At 45.9% G+C, this 22,036-nt stretch carries 11 protein-coding genes and 3 pseudogenes; 8 read left to right on the top strand and 6 right to left on the bottom strand.

Going from position 1 to position 22,036, the window contains the following annotated elements:
• Window positions 1-49 precede the first annotated feature (49 nt).
• Together ACJJI5_RS19690 and pepQ are read right to left on the bottom strand one after the other, a co-directional pair.
• Window positions 50-2,101 carry an amidohydrolase family protein gene (locus ACJJI5_RS19690; protein ID WP_445355012.1) on the bottom strand — a complete coding sequence of 684 codons (2,052 nt, stop codon included), beginning with the start codon at window positions 2,099-2,101 and terminating at the stop codon, window positions 50-52.
• A gap of 205 nt (window positions 2,102-2,306) precedes the next feature.
• On the bottom strand, window positions 2,307-3,608 hold the full coding sequence (gene pepQ, locus ACJJI5_RS19685) for a Xaa-Pro dipeptidase (RefSeq protein WP_445355011.1): 1,302 nt from the start codon (window positions 3,606-3,608) through the stop codon (window positions 2,307-2,309).
• Between the two features lie 83 nt (window positions 3,609-3,691).
• On the opposite strand from pepQ, the gene purU reads away from it, so the two are divergent.
• From purU to ACJJI5_RS19660, 5 genes are all read left to right on the top strand, one after another.
• On the top strand, window positions 3,692-4,531 hold the full coding sequence (gene purU / locus ACJJI5_RS19680; RefSeq protein ID WP_444895072.1) for a formyltetrahydrofolate deformylase: 840 nt from the start codon (window positions 3,692-3,694) through the stop codon (window positions 4,529-4,531).
• 70 nt (window positions 4,532-4,601) lie between these two features.
• A complete protein-coding gene (locus ACJJI5_RS19675; protein ID WP_444895071.1) occupies window positions 4,602-5,018 on the top strand; it encodes a hypothetical protein in 417 nt (138 codons plus the stop codon).
• A 70-nt stretch (window positions 5,019-5,088) separates the two neighbouring features.
• Complete coding sequence (locus ACJJI5_RS19670) at window positions 5,089-5,820, top strand: AraC family transcriptional regulator (RefSeq protein ID WP_413664535.1); 732 nt, start codon at window positions 5,089-5,091, stop codon at window positions 5,818-5,820.
• A gap of 380 nt (window positions 5,821-6,200) precedes the next feature.
• Window positions 6,201-9,008, top strand: a complete 2,808-nt coding sequence (locus tag ACJJI5_RS19665; protein WP_444926828.1) for a TonB-dependent receptor — start codon at window positions 6,201-6,203, stop codon at window positions 9,006-9,008.
• A gap of 53 nt (window positions 9,009-9,061) precedes the next feature.
• Entirely contained in the window at window positions 9,062-10,441 is a 1,380-nt protein-coding gene (locus ACJJI5_RS19660; protein ID WP_444926829.1) for a glycosyl hydrolase family 18 protein, read from the top strand.
• A gap of 137 nt (window positions 10,442-10,578) precedes the next feature.
• Here the strand turns inward: ACJJI5_RS19660 and ACJJI5_RS19655 are convergent, their stop codons facing one another.
• Window positions 10,579-10,998 carry a zinc-ribbon domain-containing protein gene (locus ACJJI5_RS19655; RefSeq protein WP_444926830.1) on the bottom strand — a complete coding sequence of 140 codons (420 nt, stop codon included), beginning with the start codon at window positions 10,996-10,998 and terminating at the stop codon, window positions 10,579-10,581.
• Window positions 10,999-11,192: 194 nt separating this feature from the next.
• Complete coding sequence (locus ACJJI5_RS19650; protein WP_444926831.1) at window positions 11,193-12,386, bottom strand: alginate O-acetyltransferase AlgX-related protein; 1,194 nt, start codon at window positions 12,384-12,386, stop codon at window positions 11,193-11,195.
• Between the two features lie 179 nt (window positions 12,387-12,565).
• Here ACJJI5_RS19650 and ACJJI5_RS19645 point away from each other — a divergent pair.
• The 3 pseudogenes from ACJJI5_RS19645 to ACJJI5_RS19635 form a co-directional block, all read left to right on the top strand.
• Window positions 12,566-12,739: pseudogene (locus ACJJI5_RS19645) on the top strand (transposase family protein); the annotation flags it as partial.
• A gap of 109 nt (window positions 12,740-12,848) precedes the next feature.
• Window positions 12,849-13,763 (top strand): annotated as a pseudogene (locus tag ACJJI5_RS19640) (IS30 family transposase).
• Window positions 13,764-14,516, top strand: a pseudogene (locus ACJJI5_RS19635) (IS1595 family transposase); the annotation flags it as partial.
• Between the two features lie 1,349 nt (window positions 14,517-15,865).
• Here the strand turns inward: ACJJI5_RS19635 and ACJJI5_RS19625 are convergent.
• Window positions 15,866-17,071 carry a hypothetical protein gene (locus ACJJI5_RS19625; RefSeq protein WP_444895064.1) on the bottom strand — a complete coding sequence of 402 codons (1,206 nt, stop codon included), beginning with the start codon at window positions 17,069-17,071 and terminating at the stop codon, window positions 15,866-15,868.
• 1,374 nt (window positions 17,072-18,445) lie between these two features.
• Window positions 18,446-21,337, bottom strand: coding sequence for an aminomethyl-transferring glycine dehydrogenase (gene gcvP / locus ACJJI5_RS19620; protein WP_445355010.1), 2,892 nt, complete (start codon window positions 21,335-21,337; stop codon window positions 18,446-18,448).
• Window positions 21,338-22,036 lie beyond the last annotated feature (699 nt).

Raw genomic sequence — 22,036 nt, 5'->3', positions numbered from 1 at the left:
TTTGGATTGCCGGTTTTTTTTCTGTTTTTTTCGCTTCTGTTTTTTTAACTTACTCGGACTTGGTGGCTACTGTAGTAGTATTATTTAATTCAAATGGCACTGAAGGGTGGAAAGGTTTAATACCCAAGGCAGTGTAAAGTTCATCCGGGCGATACATATTTTGTCCCTCGAGCACCAGTGCAGTGCGACGCAGCGCGGTAATATCCTCAAGGGGATTTCCCTCCAGTAAAACCAGGTCTGCATTTTTTCCCACTGCAATACTGCCAGTGTACTCGTCGGCCCCCATAACCTGCGCCGGTACCAGTGTAGCCGTGCGCAGTACATCAATATTGGGAATACCTGCTTTGGCATAGAGTTCGAGTTCGCGTAACAGGGTAAATCCGGGGATGCCATCGGAGCCCGCGACCATAGTAACCTTGTGCTCGTGTAGTTTGAGCATCATGGCCAGCAGGGCTTCCGCTGAAAGGTCGTAGTCATCCCGGTGTTCCGGCTTCACATCCAGTTCGGCCCCAACAAAGGCGCGCTGGATATTGACTGGAAGGTGGTCGGTAATATCGGCAAACTCAGGATCTACTTTGCCCGGCTGGCGCAGTAACATCGAACTGAATACGGTGGTGGTTGCGTCTACGACAGTGCCTTTTTTGGCTAGCTTATCCAGGAAAGTAGCCACTTCTTTGCTATCCAGATCCAGCTCGTGGGCGTGCTCTCCGATTTCTGTAAAGCGCAGTCTTTTACGGGTATCTATCTTGCCCATAAAATTCAGAAACAGCATATTGATATGCTGAATTTCATCAAAGCCCGCGTCCACTGCCTCTTCGGCGGTCATAAATGCAGGAATATGACCGGACAAACGCATACCATTTTCGTGGATATGCTTGGCTAAGGGAGCGATCCACTCGGGCTCCATCGAGCTGTAAGTTTTAATTTGCTGATAGCCGCGATCGGCATACCACTCGACAATATCCTTGGCTTCTTCCAGGCTGTCCGCAGTCTTGCCCATTCGCATGGCATTTTCGCTTTCCCGGTCCATAAAGCCCGCACGGAAAAGGTCGCCGCCAATGATTTGCTCTGACTCAAACATCCCTTCAATACGCATGATACTTTCATGGGTATTACCGATGTCGCGAACATTGACAATGCCAGCGGCCATATTCAGAACACCATCGGTAGGGGATAAGTGGGCGTGCATATCCCAGAGGCTGGGGATCAGCGTATGGTTACGGGCATCAATGGTGGTTGCCCCGTTGGCTTTGATCGGTTTTTTACTGATTTTTGCGATCTTTCCATCTTTGATCAGCACATGGTGCTTTCTCTGCAGTTTGCCAGATTCAACATCAACCAGGTTGACGTTGCTGATCAGGATGGGTTGGGTTGATGTGTGGGTATGTTTCTTGGCAATACTTTGCAGGTACTGGTCTGCGGCTGCGACTTGCCGAGTTTTCAGTTCTTCGAGGTGAGATTTATCCCAGCCTTTGCGCAGGATGGCGAACCATCCCCCTTCGTCGGAGGCAAATAAATCCCCATTGTCATCATACCAGGCGAGATCTGGGGTAAAGCCCAGGCCGCTTACGCCGTAAAGGTGGACCGTTTTCTTTTTCTCGCCTTGTTGCAGGGTCACTTTATCAAGCTTATGGAGGCGTGCTTTTCCTTGCGGCAGTAAATCAATATTTTGATCTGCATCGGCAATCAGTGCTTTCACCAATTGCGCCTGTACGGCAAGGGTGCTGTTCTTGGGAATATAAAATTGGGCTTCGGAAGTTTTTGCGCTGCCATGTTCATCGGAACCTTTCCAGCGAGCGACACCATTTTCCAGGGAAAATTCTTCGCTGACTGGAGCACCAAATGGGCTGATCCCTTCAATGGATAATTGCTCGGGCATTGCCGCCTCACCGATAGTGAAGCTCTCCTTGAGGTTTAGGCGGCGGTTATTCCAGCCGAGCTTTAATTCACCAGATACCTTTGTTCCATCCTGGTGAATAACTTCAGAGCCAGCAATGCCCTCTTTATCGTAAAAAATATACTCGATTGATTTTGCATAAGCGCTATTGGCTGCGGCTAGAACTGTGGCTGCGATAAGCGTTGCCAGTGTTTTTTTTCTCATGAACCGTCCCTTTTCTTGTTGTAATACCGGTGATGGACTTTGGCTTTTTTTCGGTGAGGGGGCAAGCAGCTTAGGGGCGCAAGCGGCGAGAGGAAAAGCGGGAGCGGTAGGGCGTTCTTTAATGTTTTAACTTTCGGAGTAAGGTAAAGGTATTGCGAGAGCGCTTACTTGTAAGCACTCTCACAATATTGCTTTAGTCTATGAACTAAGGGGTGCGAGAAAGGTTTTCGTTGCCGGTTGCGTGTACGACAATATTGTCTTCAATACGCACGCCGCCGTAGGGGCGGAAGCTGTCGACCTTATCCCAGTTAACCTCGGCAGCGAGGTCTGAGTCTTTTAGCTCTCCCAATAGGCTATCGATAAAGTAGAGTCCAGGTTCGATGGTAAATACCTGGTTTTCCTCGATTGTTCGGCTGGTACGCAGGAACGGGTACTCGGCTGGTGGGGGTGTCGTGCCTCCATCGGGGCCGGCCTGGTGACCGCCGACATCGTGTACCTGGAGGCCGAGGAAGTGACCCAGGCCGTGTGGCAGGAAGGGGCGAGTTAAGCCGGATTCCACGGCATTCTCGGCAGAGGTTTTGATTATGCCAAATTGGGCCAGCAGCTCTCCCACGTTTAAGTGGCACTGGCGATGTAGTTCCGGGTAAGGCAGGCCAGGTTTGAGGCCGTCTACCAGCTGCAACTGCTTTTCATCCATAGCCGCTACCAGCTCTGCGAACTCATTATCGGCATAGGCGTAGGTGCGAGTGATATCAGAGCAGTAGCCATTGCAGTCAGCACCCGCATCGATCAGGAAGCTTTTCAGCTGCGGCTCAGGCAGGCGCTCAGTAGACAGGTGGGTGTAGTGCAGGATTGCGGCGTGTTCATTCAAGGCAACAATGTTGCCGTAAGGCATACGGTTCTCGCCCTGGCCAGCAGCGCCCAGGTAGGCCTGGTTGATTTCAAATTCACTGGCGCCACTGCGGAAAGCCTGTTCGGCGGCGCGGTGCCCACTGACCGCAATGCGGTTCGCCTCACGCAGGCAGGCGACCTCATAAGGCGTTTTATAAGCGCGGGCCCAGTGCAAGCGGTTGATCAGAAGCTCCGGATTTTCCTCCCCCAGTGACCAGCCTTGCAGCTTGTCGCTCTCACCGATAAAAGCGGCATTCTCCGAGCTCAGGAACGCCTGGGCATCGGCCGGCTTGCTCAGTAGCTCGATATCGTAGAAATCGCTCCAGAAGGTCTGGGGTGCCGGCGGTACATAGTGCCAAAAGTCTACTGGGCGGTAGAACAAAAGCTTTGGCTTTTGTCCGCGCTGATAGATAACCCAGCTGTGGGGGTTGTCGGTAATGGGAACCAGTGCCTTAAAGTGGGGATTCACCTTAAACGGGTAATAGTTATCGTCTAGAAACTGCACCCTGGGAGCGCCACTGAATACGTTGAGGGTATCAAACCCGCTCTGCTCGAGGATTTCGTCGTAGCGGCGGCACAGGGTGGCCATATGATCGGCGTAAAGGTTTTTATCCATGTTCTCCCCGGAATGGATCGCTGAATCGTAAAGTCGGCATAGTGTATAGTCTGGACTCTGGATATTTGGCCTGAAATTTGACCATGGAAAAGAAGATACTGCTGACCGACTGCCCCGATGATAAGGGCCTGATCGCAAAGATTACCAATATTTGCTACAAGCACCAGCTGAACATCATCAAAAATGATGAGTTTGTGGACCGGGTTGAGGGGCGCTTCTTTATGCGCACTGCCCTGGAGGGTATCTTTAACGATGCCACCTTCCTGGAAGATCTGGATATGACACTGCCCCAGGGGGCAGAGCGTCGCTTGGTATCCATAGAGCGGAAGAAACGCCTGGTGCTGATGGTTACCCGCGAGCCCCACTGCCTGGGGGATATCCTGATGAAGTGCTATTCCGGCGCTATGGATGTGGAGATCGCGGCTGTTATCGGCAATCACCCGGATCTGGAGGGGCTGGTACAGAAGTTTGATATTCCTTTCCACTGTATTTCTGCAGAGGGGATGGAGCGCGAAGCTCACGAGCAGCAAGTGGCCACCTTAGTAGATGAGTACAACCCGGATTATTTGGTGCTGGCCAAGTATATGCGCGTGCTGACCCCTGATTTTGTTGCTCGCTATAGTGGACGCATTATCAACATCCACCATTCTTTCCTTCCTGCATTTATTGGCGCCAAGCCCTATCAGCAGGCCTACGAGCGTGGAGTAAAAATTATTGGAGCCACAGCGCACTTTGTTACCGATGATCTGGATGAAGGGCCGATCATTGAACAGGATGTAATACATGTGGATCATGCCTATTCTGCAGAAACCATGGCGGATGCAGGTAGGGATGTTGAAAAATTGGTTTTGACTCGAGCGCTGCAACTAGTTTTACAGGAACGAGTGTTTATACACGGAAATAAAACAGTGGTATTTAAATAGAAACGCAGTAAACAATACTAACTTTGCGCTCGATGTAGTAAAGCAGGTTAGTGTTTAGAGAGGATTTTGAGTGAATAATAAAAATATTAGCAGTTTTCAGGCCCGTTTATTTATTGCCGCTAGCCTAGCGTTACCTATTTTTCTCAGTGCCTGTTCCAGCAACAAGCCGATTCCCGGAATGAAAGAGTCGTTTGTAACTGAGATTGCTCAAAATGGAGCTAAGCGTTTTACATTTACTCTTGAGAAGGATCGACAGGATCTTCCTCCCCCAGTCTCAAACCAGCCTAGTTCTCAACGTCGAATGCAGCGGGATACTATCGGTTTGGGAGGCCGTTCAAGTGACCGTGTAGAGCGTTATTTAGATTGGGCTCTCGAACAAAAGATGTTGGAAAGCGGTTTCTGTGAGCGTGGCTATTTTGAAATTGAACGGGTTATTTCCGCATATGGTGGTGAGGTGCGGGGAGAGTGCCGAGAAGGCGCTTTTTAGTGCCTTTTCTGCTTGCTGGATCTGTACAGTAATAAAAGGGACTCTTTACCAGCTATTGTAGATAATAATAATGAAGTCTGAATCAATATTGGAAATGGTGTCTACCCAGCAGATTATTGCGGTTTTTGATTTAATATCAGATATTATTTTTTGGGTAAAAGATGATTCTGGTTACGTAGTACATTGTAACCGAGAGTTTATTGAGCATGTTGGATGCAGGTCCCTTAATCAGGTTGTGGGCCGCTCTGATATGGATTTTTCTCCCTCTTATCTCGCAAAAAACTATATGCGTGATGACCAAAGAGTGATGGAGGGCGAAACGATTACAGATCGACTGGAGTTGAATATAGGGAAAAGTGGAGAGTTGGTTTGGTTTACGACATCCAAGCGCCCACTAAAGAATTCCACTGGAAAAATTATTGGTACCTATGGCGTAGCTCGCGACCTTAATGAAACGGTCAAAACGCTCTCCAGAATGGATAAGCTGAAAAAGCCTGTTGAATATATTAAAAATAATTACAGTCAGCCGATTACTGTCGAACAGCTAGCAGAGGTAGCCAGTTTGTCTGTTAGCGCCCTTGAGAGGCGATTTAAAAAGTATTTGGAGAAAACTCCAATGCAGTTTGTCAGAGAGGTTAGGTTAGAGAACTCCCGTCGTATGCTGGTGGACACTCAGCGGCCAATTTCTGAAATCGCATACCGTGTCGGATTTCCATCTCACAGTTACTTCAGTAGACATTTCAAGACCATGTTTGGGCAGCTTCCCGCTATTTATAGAGAAGAAGTTCAGTCTCAACTTTGAATGCGATAGGCCATTCCTGAACTACTTAGAGATGGATAATCAATAGAAGTTTTTTGTTGAAATGGTTTGGTGCTGGCTTTCTTCTCTTTAAAAATAGTTTATCTATTTGTTGAATATCATGTAAATCCATAATCGAATTTTGGCCTTTCATACCTTCTTATACCTTTCCCTTAGTGTTCTCCAAAAATCCAAACGCCGATTTTGTTCTATTCCTGTCTCAGTTTCTATTACCCCCTTATCCCGTTTTTTTCTTAGGGTTTTAGTGCTCAACAAGTGGACTGTCATTACGGGGTTTAGGGTCCCCTGACGGTTTCTCGCCCCTCTCCAATTTGGAGAGGGGCTCTTTTAAAAAACTTATAAGAAAAGAAAGTTGGGATACTATGAAAACAGTCAAGAATAATAGACGAACCATGGTCAAAATCTGGAGCCGAGAGATTAAGCAGAAATCGCTAGTCTCCGCTATTTCATTAGCCATTAGTAGCGTGGCGATTGCTGATGATATCTCTGAGAAAGACAAACCGATGGATCATATTGAGGTAATCGGAATTCTTGAGAGTAATACCAGAAACCTGGAAATTAAGCGGGATTCTAATGCTATTGTAGACGCGATAACCGCCGAGGATGTGGGCAAGTTCCCGGATAAGAATGTTGCAGACTCTCTTCAGCGCGTGCCAGGGATCACAATTACACGCAGTGGTGGAGAGGGTAGTCGAGTCAGTATTCGTGGCACCAGTGCCGAGTGGACCTTGACTCAGTTAAATGGAAACTACATTGCAACCTCTGATGGAGAAGCGCCATCTCGAAGCTTTAATTACACTTTGCTGCCATCCAACATGATTAGCAAAGTAGAAGTTTACAAAAGCCCGGAAGCTAGAATTGATGAAGGAGGAATTGGCGGAACGGTTATTCTACACAGTCGTAAGCCTCTGGAAATGGATTCTGGTGAGGGTGTTATAACTACTGAAACCACTTACTCAGATACTAATGAGCAGTGGGAACCTCAATATAGTGCTTTTTACTCCTGGAAAAATGAGAGTGAAACCTTCGGTATCCTGGCTGGCTATACCAAGCAGGACAGAACCGTAACCTCAATTGAAAACTACGCGAGTCATTGGCGATTCCATTCAGATACGGTTGAAGGTGCTGAGCGTCCGGCAATTGTTGACCAGGAAACTGGTGAAGTTTACAACAATGTTTGGGCGCCCAGAGCTATGGGTATTGGTAATCATGAGCAGGATAGGGCCAGGGATGGTTATCAAATTACCACTCAATGGCGGCCAACTGAGCGCTTGGAATTTGCTCTGAACTATTTCGGTTCCCAGTTGGGATACGATACCCGTAGTCAGAATCTCACCTTAGCAGAATGGAATGATAACCATAACCCCTACTTTGGCGTTGAGCTGGAAGGGGATACCGTAGTTACCTATGGCAACGGTGATAACGGTTTGCTAAATGCTGATAACTGGGGCGATGCTGATGTCAATGGTGGTGTTGAGGTAGAGCGAGGTTTAATGTCTCCGCAATTGACCGGGCAGGATAGCTACGGTGAATCAGAATCTCATACATTCGACCTCGAAATTCTGTATGAAGGTGATTCTTACACAGCAGCAGTGAATATTGGGCGCAGCTCTGCAAAAGGAGGTGTCTCCGAAAGAATCATGGCAAATATGGATGCACGTTATGGTTCCGTAAATAGTTGGCTGTGGTCTATTGCCGACGGGGAACCTAGCTACGAAATCTCTACAGATCTCACCTCGGATCAGGAGGCCTATCCATACTATGACTGGTTTAGTTCTGACGCTACCCAAAATCGGGATAGGGAAGATTATTATCAGCTTGACCTGGGATTTGATACCAATTGGGGAATAGTTAACAAAATCTATGTCGGTACTAAATACCGAGATCATGAAGCCAAGTCCCTAAGAGATACTTTCCTGTGGGATGACGGTATTTCGGATAACGGTGGTTATCGTGGGTGGTTGTCGGGTACCGAATGGTTCCACAACCCGGATTTTCATCCAGACACTTCAATCTTACTTGGCGGCAGCGTAATCGATAATAGCGCAGGCGATACCGGGGCTATTAACTATCTGCCTTTTGATATAGATGCGCTTAAAGCCTACGTTAGTGATAATTTTACTCGGACTGTAGTTCCTGTCTTATCCGGTACCTATACCATCGAGGAAAAAATATTTTCACTTTACGCACAGGCAGATTTTGAATGGGAAGCCTTCCGGGGTAACTTTGGTGTCCGCTATGTTAATACCGACTTAACTACCTCGACGTACGATGACATCATTGGTCAAGAGACAGATATCACCAATGCAAATAATCGAAGTGCTGACAGTGAAAACTTCCTACCAAGTTTGAATATTGCCTGGGATCTAACTGATGACCTTGTAATACGATTTGCTGCAGCAAAAACCATGTCTCGAGTTAGTTATGCTGATTTGGGGCAGGCTGAGTCTTATGGCCCCCCTGTAAATATTAACTCGCCGGATTCTTGGACCGGCCGTGGGACTGGCACTTCAGCAAATACTGGGCTAGAAGCGATGCTCTCCAATCAATTCGACCTGGGAATTGAATGGTATTACTTTGATGCTTCCGCACTTGGGGCAACATTATTTAGTAAGGATATCAGCAACCTTCCTATAACCACAACTGAAGTTGTATTACGTGAGCACAATTGCTGCAATGGACCCATTGAAGTCGACATGACCACAAAAACGGGTGGTGCTGAGGCAACTTCAAGAGGCGTTGAGCTGTTTGCACAACACGCGTTCGAAAGTGGTTTTGGTGTAATGGCAAATTATACCTACACCGACACCAGTACTTCAGGGGTGTTTGTTAATGGTGAAGAAACTGAGGCAGAAATTCCTGGAACGGCTAAGCACCAGTACAATCTTTCCGGTTATTATGAAAATGATTTGTACAGTGTGCGAGCATCTTATAACTGGAAAGATGATCGAGCTGGGGGGCTTCACCAAGGGTATAATTTATACGATAAAGCTTATGGGCAGCTTGATCTTAATGTCAGCTTTACCTTCAATGAAAACCTCAATTTCACGGCATCTATCATTAATTTAACGGAGGAAAAGGCAGAGGGGTTCTGGAAGCAGGAAAACAGAATGACTTATTATAATTACTCTGGGCGCAGACTATATATTGGTGCAAACTATAAATTCTAATACCTCGTTGATCGTAGTATTGGGTGTAGAGTGTAAGCTCTACACCATTTTTTTTGATTATCGATATTAGATTACAGAATTTACATAACTACATAATAAAAATGAGCATAAATATGAAACAATCGACACGTAGAGCAGTGCAGGCTGCTTGTGCCACCATTTTATTTCAGACTGGTGCATACGCAGATATTGAAGTGGTTAATTCGGTTGACTGTCCCTCGGACACTACAGCAGTAAGCTATTCTGAAGCGCTTAATTATCCTAATGAATTTTGTGATCTTCTCAGTAATGGTGATTTGGTTGGTTTATCAGACGGGTCCTCAATAGAACATCTGGGAAATAATTGCCAATTGACGAGTAATGAAAGTCGCCAATTATCCATGACATTGTGTAAATCCGAACCTTCAGCGCCTCAAGTTGTTAGTGGAAGCAGCTGTGCATCTGATGCAAGCCCGGTCACCTATCTTGAGGCTCAAATCTATAAGGATGAGCTGTGTTCCGTCCTGGGGGACTGGGAAATTGCAAATCTTGCCGATAATGCCTCCATGGATGGCAGCGGGTATGGGTGTGGTTCACGTAAGAATGAAATCCGTGAGCTGGGCTCAACTCTGTGTAAATCTGATACTCCTCAGGAAAGTGTGTTAGCTCCTAAAGTTGCTTACGTAGAAGTTAATAGTAATAACCTGGGCAATGCGGGCTGCTTTACAGAGAGCGATGGCAGCCAGTTGTTTGATATAGCTGTGATCTTCGCGGCAAATATTAATTACGATGGTCAGAAAGCTGTACTGCATTTTAATGACCAAGTGTCAGACTTGCTCAATAACAATTTGAGTACAGTACAAGACTTGCAAGACAAGGGTACGAAAGTGGTGCTCAGCGTTCTCGGAAATCACCAAAATGCAGGTTGGTCTTGTTTTGCCGATGAGCAATCCGCTGATGACTTTGCTCAGCAGTTGAAAGATGCAGTGGATCAATATGGTCTGGATGGTATTGATATTGATGATGAGTACTCACAGTGCGGCCAAACCTATTCTGACTCCCTGGTAAAAGTGACTAGTGCATTGCGAGAGAAAATGCCGAATAAAATCATTTCTAAAGCGCTCTGGAGTGATGCCGATGCTTTTCAGGCTGAATGGAATGGCAAGAAACTGGGCGATCAACTAACTTATGGCTGGGAGATGAGCTATTGGTTGGGCTCAAGTTGTACTTCAAGAATCCAGAAGTATATCAATCTGGGTGTTGATAAGTCTAAGCTGGGTGTTGGCGCTTCTACTGTGTTGAATAGTGCTTCTGCAGCGAGCGCTTTAGCATCATGTAATGAGAATAATAACCTTGGTGGCGGTACTATGATATTTAATGTGACTAAAGATTCTAGCAGTTACCTTTCTACAATATGGCCAGGTACTTCAGCACTTCCTAATTGCCTAAAGTAGTTCAAAAATATTGATAGTTGTGATTAATTAATTTTTTTAGTAAATCTATTTCGGAGTGGATTGTAAACACTCCGAAATACAATCCTTATACTCGTTTCCTAAGGCGCGATTTCTGGTTCTTACTGGATGCACCTGTATTATTCTTTAATAAAGCCCTTTTTAAAGAAGGCCTCATTGGGGTGTGGCTTTTTCTTTGCCATTGCTTCCATATGAGCTTTCTGTTCTGCTTTCGCTTGGTTTCTCTTTTTCCTACAGGGACGACAGCGAATCGCAGAAGTCTCAAAGTCTCCTTTGGCGATTTCATACCACCATTTTTGTTGCTTTGCCGTCCATACTTCATCTGAGCCACAATCTTTACATTGAAATTCTCGATCCAAGTAGTAGAGAGGAATGTCAAGGTAGTAAGAGTGGTGCACAATTGTTGCTCTATCTACCGCAATAGCCCAGTCGGGAATGGGGCCACTGAACTGATCAAGGATCTTGCCTCTATTTAACTTCTCTATTCTTTTTCTTCGAGCTTGCTTAATTTCGGTTCTTCTTTGTTTGCCGCTTTTCATTGGGTGTTCCTTACCATTGATTGAGAGGGAAAATGGGGGGCTTTGAAAGTGGTCGAAATTTAATTAGGCCCAATAAAAACGAAAAAAGCGGGCCTTAAGCCCGCTGCCAATCCGTTAAAAGTAATTAATGAGCTCACTTATGAGCTGTTATTGATTGTCAGGAAAATTCTCACGGCTCCTTATTTTTAAGTTTTTTATGGGTTAAGTAACAATATATATTCCTGTAATTTTCTGCGTATAAATATACCACTTGGCCGAGCTTTGTGAGCAATAGACATAAGCCGATAGGCTTCTTCCATGTCCGTTTTTTCCAGGGATGTGGCAGTATCTCTAATCCTGTCTATTAATATATTGTTGTTTTCGCATAACTGGAGTAAATGATTATTTTCTAGGTTGAGTAGGGTTTTCTTGTGGGAGATTCTTAAAGTCTCTTTCCACTCTAAGTAGCTTATGGAGTTTCTACCAGAGAAAATATTCTGGAACGCAGAGAGAGTATGTTCATCTAATTTCCTGGATTCAAAACGAGAGTGGATGTAATTAATAAAGAAGGGCACATCATTTTCTGCATTTGGAGTGTTTACTAGATATCGCTCTGCATTTCCAGTTAAAATTAAATCAGGGGAAAGAGAGCTTGCTACATCTGGAAGTATATATGGTGATCTTAAATAGATTATTTCTTCAAATATATGAGATAGCCATTTCAAGCAACTTTGAAAATAACTGTCGCCAAATAGTAATATACGTTTTTTAATGGGGGCTGTTTGGTTTATTGTTAGAAATATCCCCCCTGTGTTTCCCTGCAGAGCCTTTGATAGGTTAAATCGGTCTAATTCTGGTTTTATTTCGGTGAAGCAATCAAATGAAAGAAGGTCTATAGGTGCGTCTCCTCGCATTTTCCCTAGGTCCCCCCTGTTTTGCTCGATTTTTGTTTTGTAGGTGAACTTATGCAGGTCGATACCGAGACCGTGGAGTACTTCTTGCATAATCTTATATTGGCCCAAGAAAGAGCAGTGGGAATCATTTTTGAAGTAATCGATTGGCTCAACGATATTTCCGGGGTAGTAAACAGATTTTCGAGTGTGCTTTTTTCCATAGATTGGGGTTATTTTTAGACCTTCCTGAAGAAATATATCCTGGTAGGCAATGGCTTTGGCGGGAAAGATAACATGTCGATAAGGTATGTTTCTCTTGTAACAGTAGTCTCTGTTTCTATCTATATTTAGGTTGAAGTTGTTTATAGTTTTATCGCTAAGTGTTCGCTCGCCTAGAAGATATGCAAATTGATTTTGGGATTTACCTTTCTGTCGTAAGAAAAGTGTACCATCGTCCAGGTTGAAAGTTCCATTCTTAAGATTGAATCTTCGATCTAATTTATCAAGTGGTTTCATTTTTGCTCCATATAGGCTTAATTCACAGTTGAGTTATTTTAAAATGAATTTATTAGATTAGCGATAGTAAAATTTATCATGCTTTAGCTTTCATTGTTTTAGCTAATTTCCATCCTTGTTAATTCATATAAATCTGTATGTAAATACAGTTGTTTGGTCGATTCATAAGGGAATAGATCATGGCTCGTAATAAGGTGCAGTTCCAGAAAGGCATTAGTTTGACTCAATTCCTCCAAGAATGTGATACCGATGAGCAGTGTTTCGAGGCTCTCTGCCAGTGGTGTTGGCCAAAAGGGTTTTCTTGTCCTCACTGTGGGTATGACAAGTATTGTGATATATCTAACCGAAAGCTCACATAATGTAATCCCTAGATTCCCACAATAACCGACATGCATTGCGATAGCGAAGGAGGCCAGCTGGCTGTAGGCTAGTCAGCTCCCACACAAACAAGCCATGAATTTCATGGGAACCTATATCAACCAGCTTACCCTGAAAGAACGATACCAGATCGAAGTCCTCAATGGACAGGGCTATTCGGCTCGAGCCATTGCACTACAGCTCAATCGCTTTCATCCTTACTGTACTGAAAGCGTTCATCGTCAGGTGCTGCAGAGGCGATATGGGGCCCGTAAGTACACCTAGTTTGATTTCGTCATGAAGGTGCAAATCGACCATCAGCTAAAAAATGCTAGCCCCGAACAAGTTGCTGGTCGGATGAAACTTGAGAAATGTGAGAGAACGGTCTGTTGTTCTACTATTTATCGCTGGATAGCTTAGCTTGGTTGGAGGCTGCGGCTTCCACGAAAAGACAAAGTCTACCGAAGGCGTACAGGCTCTGAAGCAGGGGCAAAGCTCATTCCGGAGCGTATTGATATTGAAGAATGGCCTACGATTGTTGATGGAAACACCGAGCTCGGCCACAGGGAGGGCGATACGGTTTATGGCCAGGATGGCTATCTTGTGACTTTAGTTGAGCGAGTCTTTAAGTTGTTGCTCACTCGTTGCGTGTCCAACAAGAGTAAGAAGACATTAAGTCGGGCAATTAAGAAGATGCTGAAGCCGTATCAGGCAATATGTAAAACGATAACCTTCGATAGCGGAGGGGAGTTTGCTGGTCATCAAGCGATTACACAGAAACTGGGGTGCAAAATATATTTTGCAAAGCCTTATCATTCTTGGGGGCGTGGATTAAACGAAAATACGAATGGTCTACTGAGACGTTTCTTCCCGAAGGGTATGAAGATTGGTAAGATACCCCAAAGCCGTATTGACGAAGCAGTGTTCCGAATAAACACTCGTCCAAGAAAGATTCTAAATTACTTGAGCCCACTAGAATTTCTAGCAGGCAGGCGTGTGTCACTTATGTTGGCAATCTAGGATCGATGTCGGCGTCAGACATCGATCACTTCCCGTATGATCTTCGATTCTACCAAGTTGCCCCTTGTTACTTGAGATTTTTTTTCGTCACCCAGGATAAGAAAGGCATCTCTTGTATAGAGTTGTTACGTCACTTGGGTATCTCATACAACGCAACTTGGCGCATGAAGCGCAAACTCATGCAGGTGATGATGGAGCAAGACCGCCAATATAAGCTGTTTGGCTTCGTTGAGCTGGATGATGTTTATTTCAGGGGGGGGGAGCGTACAGAATGCAAATCTGGCCGTGGAGCTAAAGTTAACCCCCTGTTGTGGCTGCGGTTGAAACCACCAAGGAAGGGCGATCAAGACGTATCAAGCTCCCTATTGTCAAGGGTTTCAGGAGCAGTGAGATTTCTGCATGGAGCAAAAAACACCTCTGTAACGGCAGCACAGTGATTTCTGGCGGTCTTGCGTGCTTCAATGCCGTTATAACTGCTGGATGTGCACATGACAAGATTGCTTGTGGTGGCGGTCGGAATTCTGTTGAGGGCCTGAATTTTATTGGGTGAATACGGTTCTCGGTGATTTATAGAGTGCAATACGTAGCACCTATAATGCAATTAAACCGAAGTAAGTACAGAGTTATTTGGCTGAATTCAATTACCGGTTTAATTGGAGATTCGATATGTCAGCACTTATTCCCCGACTTGTCTTTGTCTCACTTCGGACACCACCGATGCCAGAACGGTTGTTAAGAATTAGCTTAGCATAGGTGTTAATTAGCTTATTTTATGAGAGGGTAAGTTAATTTGTTACAACTGAGTTGTCAGATTAATTGTCTGGTTAGTTTTTGCTATGATTTAGTAAAGGTACGCAGGGGGGTAATGGGTATAAGTGGCTGGTATCTTAGGCTTGTAGCTGGTTCCTTATCGATAAGGTTAGCAGTCGGCCAAACTTAGCACTCTTGCCACCACGCCGCCGGGCATGCAGCAGCTGTGAGTCCAAGTACGCTCATTCCGTGCTTATGAGTCTGAAGGGTGGTGGACAGATAATTGTACTACCGAAGGTTTTGCCCTCGGTTTCGTAGGAATTTTTTAGCAGCGTCTCGATATGTTGTGGTCAATTCCAACCGAACACCTCATTAAGCACATTTCTCAAATTCGATAGGGGTTACATCCTCCAGCGTTGTATGTATTCTGCGTGTGTGGTAATAAGCGATATAGGCTCTTACATCGATTATCGCATTCTCCCTTGTTGTTATAGAGATTTTCTGTTAGCCACTCCCGTTTCAGGCTGCTAAAAACGTTCAGTCGGAGCGTTGTCCCAACAATTTTCTTAGCGGTTCATTGAGAATAACATCTCATGTCGCTTCAACAGTGCTTGGTAGGTATGGCTGGCATACTGGTTGCCTCGATCAGAGCGGTGAAAAGACCTTTTGGTGGCGTAGGCAAATTGACAGCTATTAGCAATGCACGGTTTTCCAAGGCCGTTTCCATCTGGCGATCTAGATGCAAACCAACAATCCGGTGTGAATAGAGACCAATCACTAGCGCCAAGTATAACCAGCCTTGCACAGTCCAGATATACGCAATATCAGTAGTTCAAACTTGATTTTTAACACTCAGTGATAATTCCCTATTCAGAAGGTTTTGCACAATCAGAAGTTGGTGTTTTGTTATCTGTCGTCAGTGTAAATCGCTTCTTGAATTCTACTGCCAAACCTAGCTTTTTCATGATACTGTGAACTCGATAGCGGACAATTGAAAGGGCTTCCATGTACCGATAGAAAGTGTCTCTGGATACACTCAGTAGTTTGAAAACTTTGAAGCTCTTCTGCCAAATTTAGCAGTCCAGTTTTTTGTTAGATGATACGATCATTAGTATAGATTATGGAGTTTTTCGCTTTTAGGTATAGGTATATACATCAAAACTAGTTAAGAGGATGTATCAGATTTGGTCTGAATTAGTTCGCCAGAGGTCTATTTCGCGTATCCGCTTTATAGCTTTACGAGACATTAGTCAAAAAAAAGGGGCGGTATGCCCCCTAATTAATCTCAAATACAGAGTAGTTTGAAATTAGAGTCAAACCATTAAAGTATATTTCAAATAAACGTTTAGTCTTTACATGGAATTTCTATACTTTTCGAGCTTGCTCTTGATAACCTCTCCTTCAGGCCGTATCGAGTGTGCAATCTCCATAAGCCCCAAAGAAGCTTTTAAATCTACAGTTTCCAATTTAATTGATGCATCCCTAAAAACATCTGCGTAATAATCGGGGAAGCCTGCATAGCGACCGGGTAATCCCGCATAGCCGATCATCAAGGACTGTATGATTTTAACAAAGCTATCAACTTGCTCCTTTCCCGCAGGCTCAGATTTCTCTGTGTTCCGCATCCGATACACAAAAATATCATCCTCAGACTTAAAAAATTCCTTATTTAACTGTCTATTACTTTCTTCAAAGGAGTAATAAATTTCATCATATTTTTCCTGGGAAACACGCTCTCCTTTACCTTTAAATTCCTGATAAATAATATCAAATACTTTTGCTCGAAGTGAGTTTGGGGTCCCATCGGCAAGATATCTAGGTGTAACCCTATTAACAGCTCTCCCCAAGGTCTGGCCAAGCTGAGTTAGAGATTCATTCTCCTTATCAACATCCTTTGATAATCCCTTTAATAGTTTTGGATCTAGTTGACAAAAAAAGTCATCAATAAGGTCGCTGTTAACAAAGAAGTCTCTAGAGAATATTCTAGGATTTATATTTTCCAATCCGAAAGCGCTTGCCCAGTTAGATAGCATGTCATAATAATTGTAGTATATATTAGATGGCTGACACTGGGCTAACATGAAATCTAAACTTTGGGAGTAACCAAACTTGATAGATGTTGAGTATAAAGATTCACAAACCGCAGATTGCTCTCTGAGGTAGCAAATGACAGAAATATCTGAAAAATATTCGGACATTAACTCAAGAGCTCTATTAACCTCCTCTTTTGTATTTACCCTTGAATGGAAGTGCTCACTTGAAATGATTACAGAGTGAACGTTTGCAGGCAGGTTGCTAAGTTCCTTGTCTAACTTTTCCTTTAGCGATTTTCGAAATATTATTTTTTCTTCAATTGTGGTAATGTTCCTAGCTCTAAAGAAGTCATCACTTTTCTCATCATTAACACAGTATGCAGGTAAGGCTCTGTTGTTTTTTACGCCGGCACATTGTAGAAAGTGGAATCCCCGCTCGCTCAAGAAGTTCTGATTTTTGAATAAAACCTCTTGTATAGTGGTTGTTCCAGTTTTCTCTGTTCCAATGTGCAGATATAACTTCATAAAACATCTCGCAATTTAATATATTAACTATAAAACGACTCTAGTGTAAGTGACCAATATAACCAATCAACTATCCTCAGAGCTCAATTAAGTTTTATGTAATCTAACCTCTTCAGGGGGCGCGATTGTACAATGTCCTTACTTATAAATTCTTGACCTATAAGGGAATCATTCCCAAAAGAGCTACTGATTACATCAATATTCGTATTCCTCATTCGGCAGGGGCTTATGGCTGATCGCTTAACTTTAATTAAGTAGCAGATTAGTTATTGATATTTCTTATTTAAGCTAATGCAGAGATACCCTCACTCTAGAATACAAGGCAACTATAGAAGTTCCAATGTGGACATATAACGCAATAAGGCTGGCATGTCAACTCGGGTAAGGTGAGTGCACGTATTTAGGTGGAATCTTGTACGGACTTCTTTGGAAAAGCGCTCTTTATTGTAATCCGATGTAATTTTGACTAAAGGGCCAACTTGGTGGTGTTCAGTACGATAGATCATACGCTTTACCTTTTGGCGAAGCAGAATACAATCTAAAGTGCTTCATAACTCGCTGAGAAACGTTTCTTTCTCAGATGGGTATACTCATAACATAGCCTGGATTAGAAGCTCGAATTGAGTTTTAGTGCTCTTGAGGAGAGGCGTATTCATTGTATGGCTGCGATCCAACCTCAGGGTCCGGATGTGTTGGACGCGCTATATAAAATTGAATCTATATGTAATTTCGCTGGATTGCCTTTGAATGGTCCGATCTTCACAAAACAACGATCCTTAACTTTCGTCACTTATTGGGGATTAACTAGCTGAGTGCGATTCTATTTGAGGATATCAATAAACAATTTCCTGAGAATGGTATGGCACTGCATGAAAGTGTTATTGTGGATGTGACTATTATTCAACCGGCGAACTAATGGCTTCTTAATGTGCACATTGAATTGATTCATGCTGGAGTAGGAAGCTGCGCACGCAGGTTTCTTCTGAACTAATCCGCCTAAGGTGCTTGTACAAGTCTCCACCATTTGCCTGATCTAAATAAATTAGTCGGTAGATCTACTCATGATGTAACGATATGCCTGCAAGTTTCTTTAAATAGCTTACAGTCTGTTGAGGGCTTAATTCTTTTCGAGTTGCACTTGCTAGCGTATTAATTTTGTAAGCTAATATGCTTACCCTGGACGATATCCTCGCAGGCCTATATTACGTTGTAGCCTTCGACTGATCATTGGGGTTTTGCTATTGCTTTCTGAGAGTGTCCGTCGTTGGTGGGTAGGATCTTTTTGAGCAAGAAGTCGAGTCCAATGATTTTCGTTAACAAAGAAAAAGCGGGCATTAAGCCCGCTTTTAAATCCACCTGTGAGAGTGTTAGATCTTAATCAGCGTAGCTCTCAATCGGAGGGCAGGAACAAATCAGGTTGCGGTCGCCGTATACGTTGTCGATACGGTTAGCGGCGGGCCACACCTTATGCTCTTTTAACCACGCCGCCGGGCGCGCAGCGATATCGCGGGAGTAGCTGTGGGTCCACTCATCGCTCATCACGTCCTCAAGGGTGTGGGGAGCGTTGTGCAGCGGGTTGTCTTCAGGGGTGTATTTACCGCTGGTGACATCTTCCACTTCTTGGCGAATTGTTGCCATAGCCTCGATAAAGCGATCCAGTTCACCCTTGGATTCACTTTCGGTAGGCTCGATCATCAGGGTGCCGGCTACGGGGAAGGACATGGTGGGGGAGTGGAAGCCAAAGTCCATCAGACGCTTGGCGATATCCTCTTCAGTGATACCGCTGGCCTCCTTGAGGGGGCGCAGGTCAACCAGGCACTCGTGGGCAACAAAGCCATTGGTGCCGGTGTAGAGTAGAGAGTAGTGCTCACCCAGCTTCTTGGCTACGTAGTTGGCGTTCAGGATTGCCATTTCGGTAGCCTGCTTCATGCCCTGCTTACCCATCATACGGATATACATCCAGCTGATCGGCAGGATGCTGGCGGAGCCCCAAGGAGCGGCGGATATGGTGCCGTTATCCAGCTTGGTTTCCGGTACTTCAGTCACCGGGTGGGCCGCCAAGTAGGGCTTCAGATGTTCGCCAACAGCGATCGGACCCATACCGGGGCCGCCGCCACCGTGAGGAATACAGAAAGTTTTGTGCAGGTTCAGGTGGGATACGTCACCACCGAACTGGCCCGGAGCTGCGACGCCGATCAAGGCGTTCATGTTGGCACCGTCGATATAAACCTGGCCGCCAGCCTGGTGAACCAGATCGCAAACTTCGCGGATACCTTCCTCGAACACCCCGTGGGTGGACGGGTAGGTGACCATCAGTGCGGCAACGCGGTCGCCGTGCTCTTCGATTTTGGCTTTCAGGTCTTCAATATTCACATTGCCTTTATCATCACAGGCAACCACAACCACTTTCATGCTCACCATCATGGCGGAAGCTGGGTTGGTGCCGTGGGCAGAGGCGGGAATCAGGCAGATATTGCGCTGGGTTTCACCCTTCGCTTCGAAGTACTTCTTGATAGCAACCAGGCCTGCGTATTCACCCTGGGAACCGGCATTGGGCTGCAGGCTCACCGCATCGTAACCGGTGCAAGCGGACAGCATTTGCTGTAGCTGACGGAACATTTCCGCGTAGCCTTGTGCTTGATCTACTGGTGCGAAGGGGTGCAGCTTGCCGAACTCGGGCCAGGTGACCGGGATCATCTCCGCAGTGGCATTCAACTTCATGGTGCAGGAGCCCAGGGGAATCATGGAGTGATTCAGGGCGATATCCTTGGCTTCCAGAGACTTGAGGTAGCGCAGCATCTCAGTTTCGGAGTGGTAGGTGTTGAACACCGGATGGGTCAGGAATTCAGTATCGCGCGCCAGGGCGGCGGGTACACCCAGGGAGCCCTTGCTGGCAATTTCGCTGTCCAGAGTGTGTAGGTCGATGCTGTGTTCGGTGCCGATAAAGGCATTGATCAGGTCAGACACATCCTGCAGGGTGGCGGTCTCACTCAGGCTCACACCCAGAGCGTCTTCACCAATTTTACGCAGGTTGATCTCTGCGGCCAGGGCGCGCTGGTAAATCTCTTCCTGCTTGGCGCCAACGGTGATATTCAGGGTATCGAACCAGCTGTCGTGGGCCAGGTTAAAGCCTTCCTGCTGCAGGGCGGAAGCGAGAATATCTGCTAAGCGCTGGATGCGGGCAGCGATGGTTTTCAGGCCTTCGGGGCCGTGGTAAATCGCATAGAACGCGCTCATCACCGCCAGCAGTACCTGGGAGGTACAGATATTGGAGTTGGCTTTCTCGCGGCGAATGTGCTGCTCGCGGGTCTGCATGGCCATACGCAGCGCGCGCTTACCTTTGCTGTCCACGGACACACCGATAATACGGCCCGGTGCGGAGCGCTTGTAAGCTTCGCGGAAGGCGAAGAAGCCTGCGTGGGGGCCACCGTAACCCATGGGGATACCGAAGCGCTGGTTACAGCCGACGACTACGTCCGCACCCATATCACCCGGTGCCCGCAGGGCTACCAGGCTCATCAGATCTGCGGCCACGGTTACCAGGGCGTTGGCTTCGTGGACCTTGGCAATAATATCGCTCAGGTCGCGTACACGGCCGGTGCTGCCGGGGTATTGCAGCAGTGCGCCGAACAGCTCGGTGGGGATATCTTTTTCCACGTCGCCGACAACGACTTCGAAGCCGAAGTGTTCGGCGCGGGTCTTAACTACGGCGATAGTTTGCGGATGGCAGTCCTGGTCCATAAAGTAGACGTTGGACTTGTTGCGCTTGACCTGGCGCTTACACATGGCCATGGCTTCTGCGGCAGCGGTGCCTTCATCCAGCATGGAGGCGTTGGCCAGTTCCATGCCGGTGAGGTCCATAATCATCTGCTGGAAGTTCAGCAGGCCTTCCAGGCGCCCCTGGGCAATTTCCGGCTGGTAAGGGGTATAGGCGGTGTACCAACCCGGATTCTCCAACACGTTGCGCAGGATCACATTGGGGGTAATGGTGTCGTGGTAGCCCATACCAATAAAGGTGCGGTAGATCTTATTGCGCGCCGCGATATCTTTCAGCTCTGCGAGGGCCTCAACTTCATTGATCGCGTCGGCCAGATCCAGCTCATCGGTCTTGCGAATGGCTTCGGGCACGGTTTTCTCGATCAGCTCTTCGAGGCTGGCAACTCCGAGGGTTTCCAGCATGGCCTCTACCTGTTTGGCATCGGGGCCAATATGGCGATGGATAAAGGCGTCGTGTTGTTCCAACTGCTGCAGCGATGGTTGGGTCATAAACTTCGTTCCTGTAGTCGCAGGGAGTCGTCGCGGTGCGCTCGCGGTTAAAAATAGCACCTGGCCTCAATACCGCTTTTCCTGTGGAAAGCCTCGGGCCTCCGCGTTGCGGATAGGCGAGGGTAACGCTTGGGAAAAATCGGTTTGCTGGCAGCCCCAGTGTCGCAATACGGAACCAAAGGGGGAGCCGGGCCATAGCGGCAGGCGCGCATCTTAGCAATCGGGGCGAGTAGGGGCAATCTGCGGGATTTGAGCGAGGAAACTGCTAAATTTGGGGTTAAAAATTGGGTTAAATCCTGTGAAATGGCAAATAGAGGCATTTTGTTCTAAGTGCATATTCTCATCTTACCCTGGGGCTAAAAGGATCTGCTCTCTAATAGCTCTGGATCTTCAACCTCTACTGTGTAAGGGAGTGGGAGTTGAGGGGGTTGGCTTTGGAGGAACCGCATCCATTTCTACTCTTGAACTCTAAAGGTGGATGTGAATGTCATTTCTTAACCAGCCTTGGGATCTTTATTCTTTGTGGTGAATTAAGGTATTGTATTCAAATTTATTAACTTTTTAACATTTCCAAAAATGTTAAGCATTGAGAGAAATAGACCCGATGACGCTGTCAAATTTGTGCTTTTGATGCAGTAAGACGGGTCTTCAATTCTGACTGAAATATTACGTATATTACTTTTGCGGATAATATAAAAA

Source organism: Microbulbifer maximicatervae (SeqCode), assembly GCF_052467955.1.
This window is presented reverse-complemented; position numbering and strand designations above follow the sequence as displayed.

Coding starts and splice junctions, on each gene's coding strand:
- ACJJI5_RS19690 (WP_445355012.1), bottom strand. CDS start 2,101: ATGAGAAAAAAAACACTGGCAACGCTTATCGCAGCCACAGTTCTAGCC.
- pepQ (WP_445355011.1), bottom strand. CDS start 3,608: ATGGATAAAAACCTTTACGCCGATCATATGGCCACCCTGTGCCGCCGC.
- purU (WP_444895072.1), top strand. CDS start 3,692: ATGGAAAAGAAGATACTGCTGACCGACTGCCCCGATGATAAGGGCCTG.
- ACJJI5_RS19670 (WP_413664535.1), top strand. CDS start 5,089: ATGAAGTCTGAATCAATATTGGAAATGGTGTCTACCCAGCAGATTATT.
- ACJJI5_RS19665 (WP_444926828.1), top strand. CDS start 6,201: ATGAAAACAGTCAAGAATAATAGACGAACCATGGTCAAAATCTGGAGC.
- ACJJI5_RS19655 (WP_444926830.1), bottom strand. CDS start 10,998: ATGAAAAGCGGCAAACAAAGAAGAACCGAAATTAAGCAAGCTCGAAGA.
- ACJJI5_RS19650 (WP_444926831.1), bottom strand. CDS start 12,386: ATGAAACCACTTGATAAATTAGATCGAAGATTCAATCTTAAGAATGGA.
- ACJJI5_RS19625 (WP_444895064.1), bottom strand. CDS start 17,071: ATGAAGTTATATCTGCACATTGGAACAGAGAAAACTGGAACAACCACT.
- gcvP (WP_445355010.1), bottom strand. CDS start 21,337: ATGACCCAACCATCGCTGCAGCAGTTGGAACAACACGACGCCTTTATC.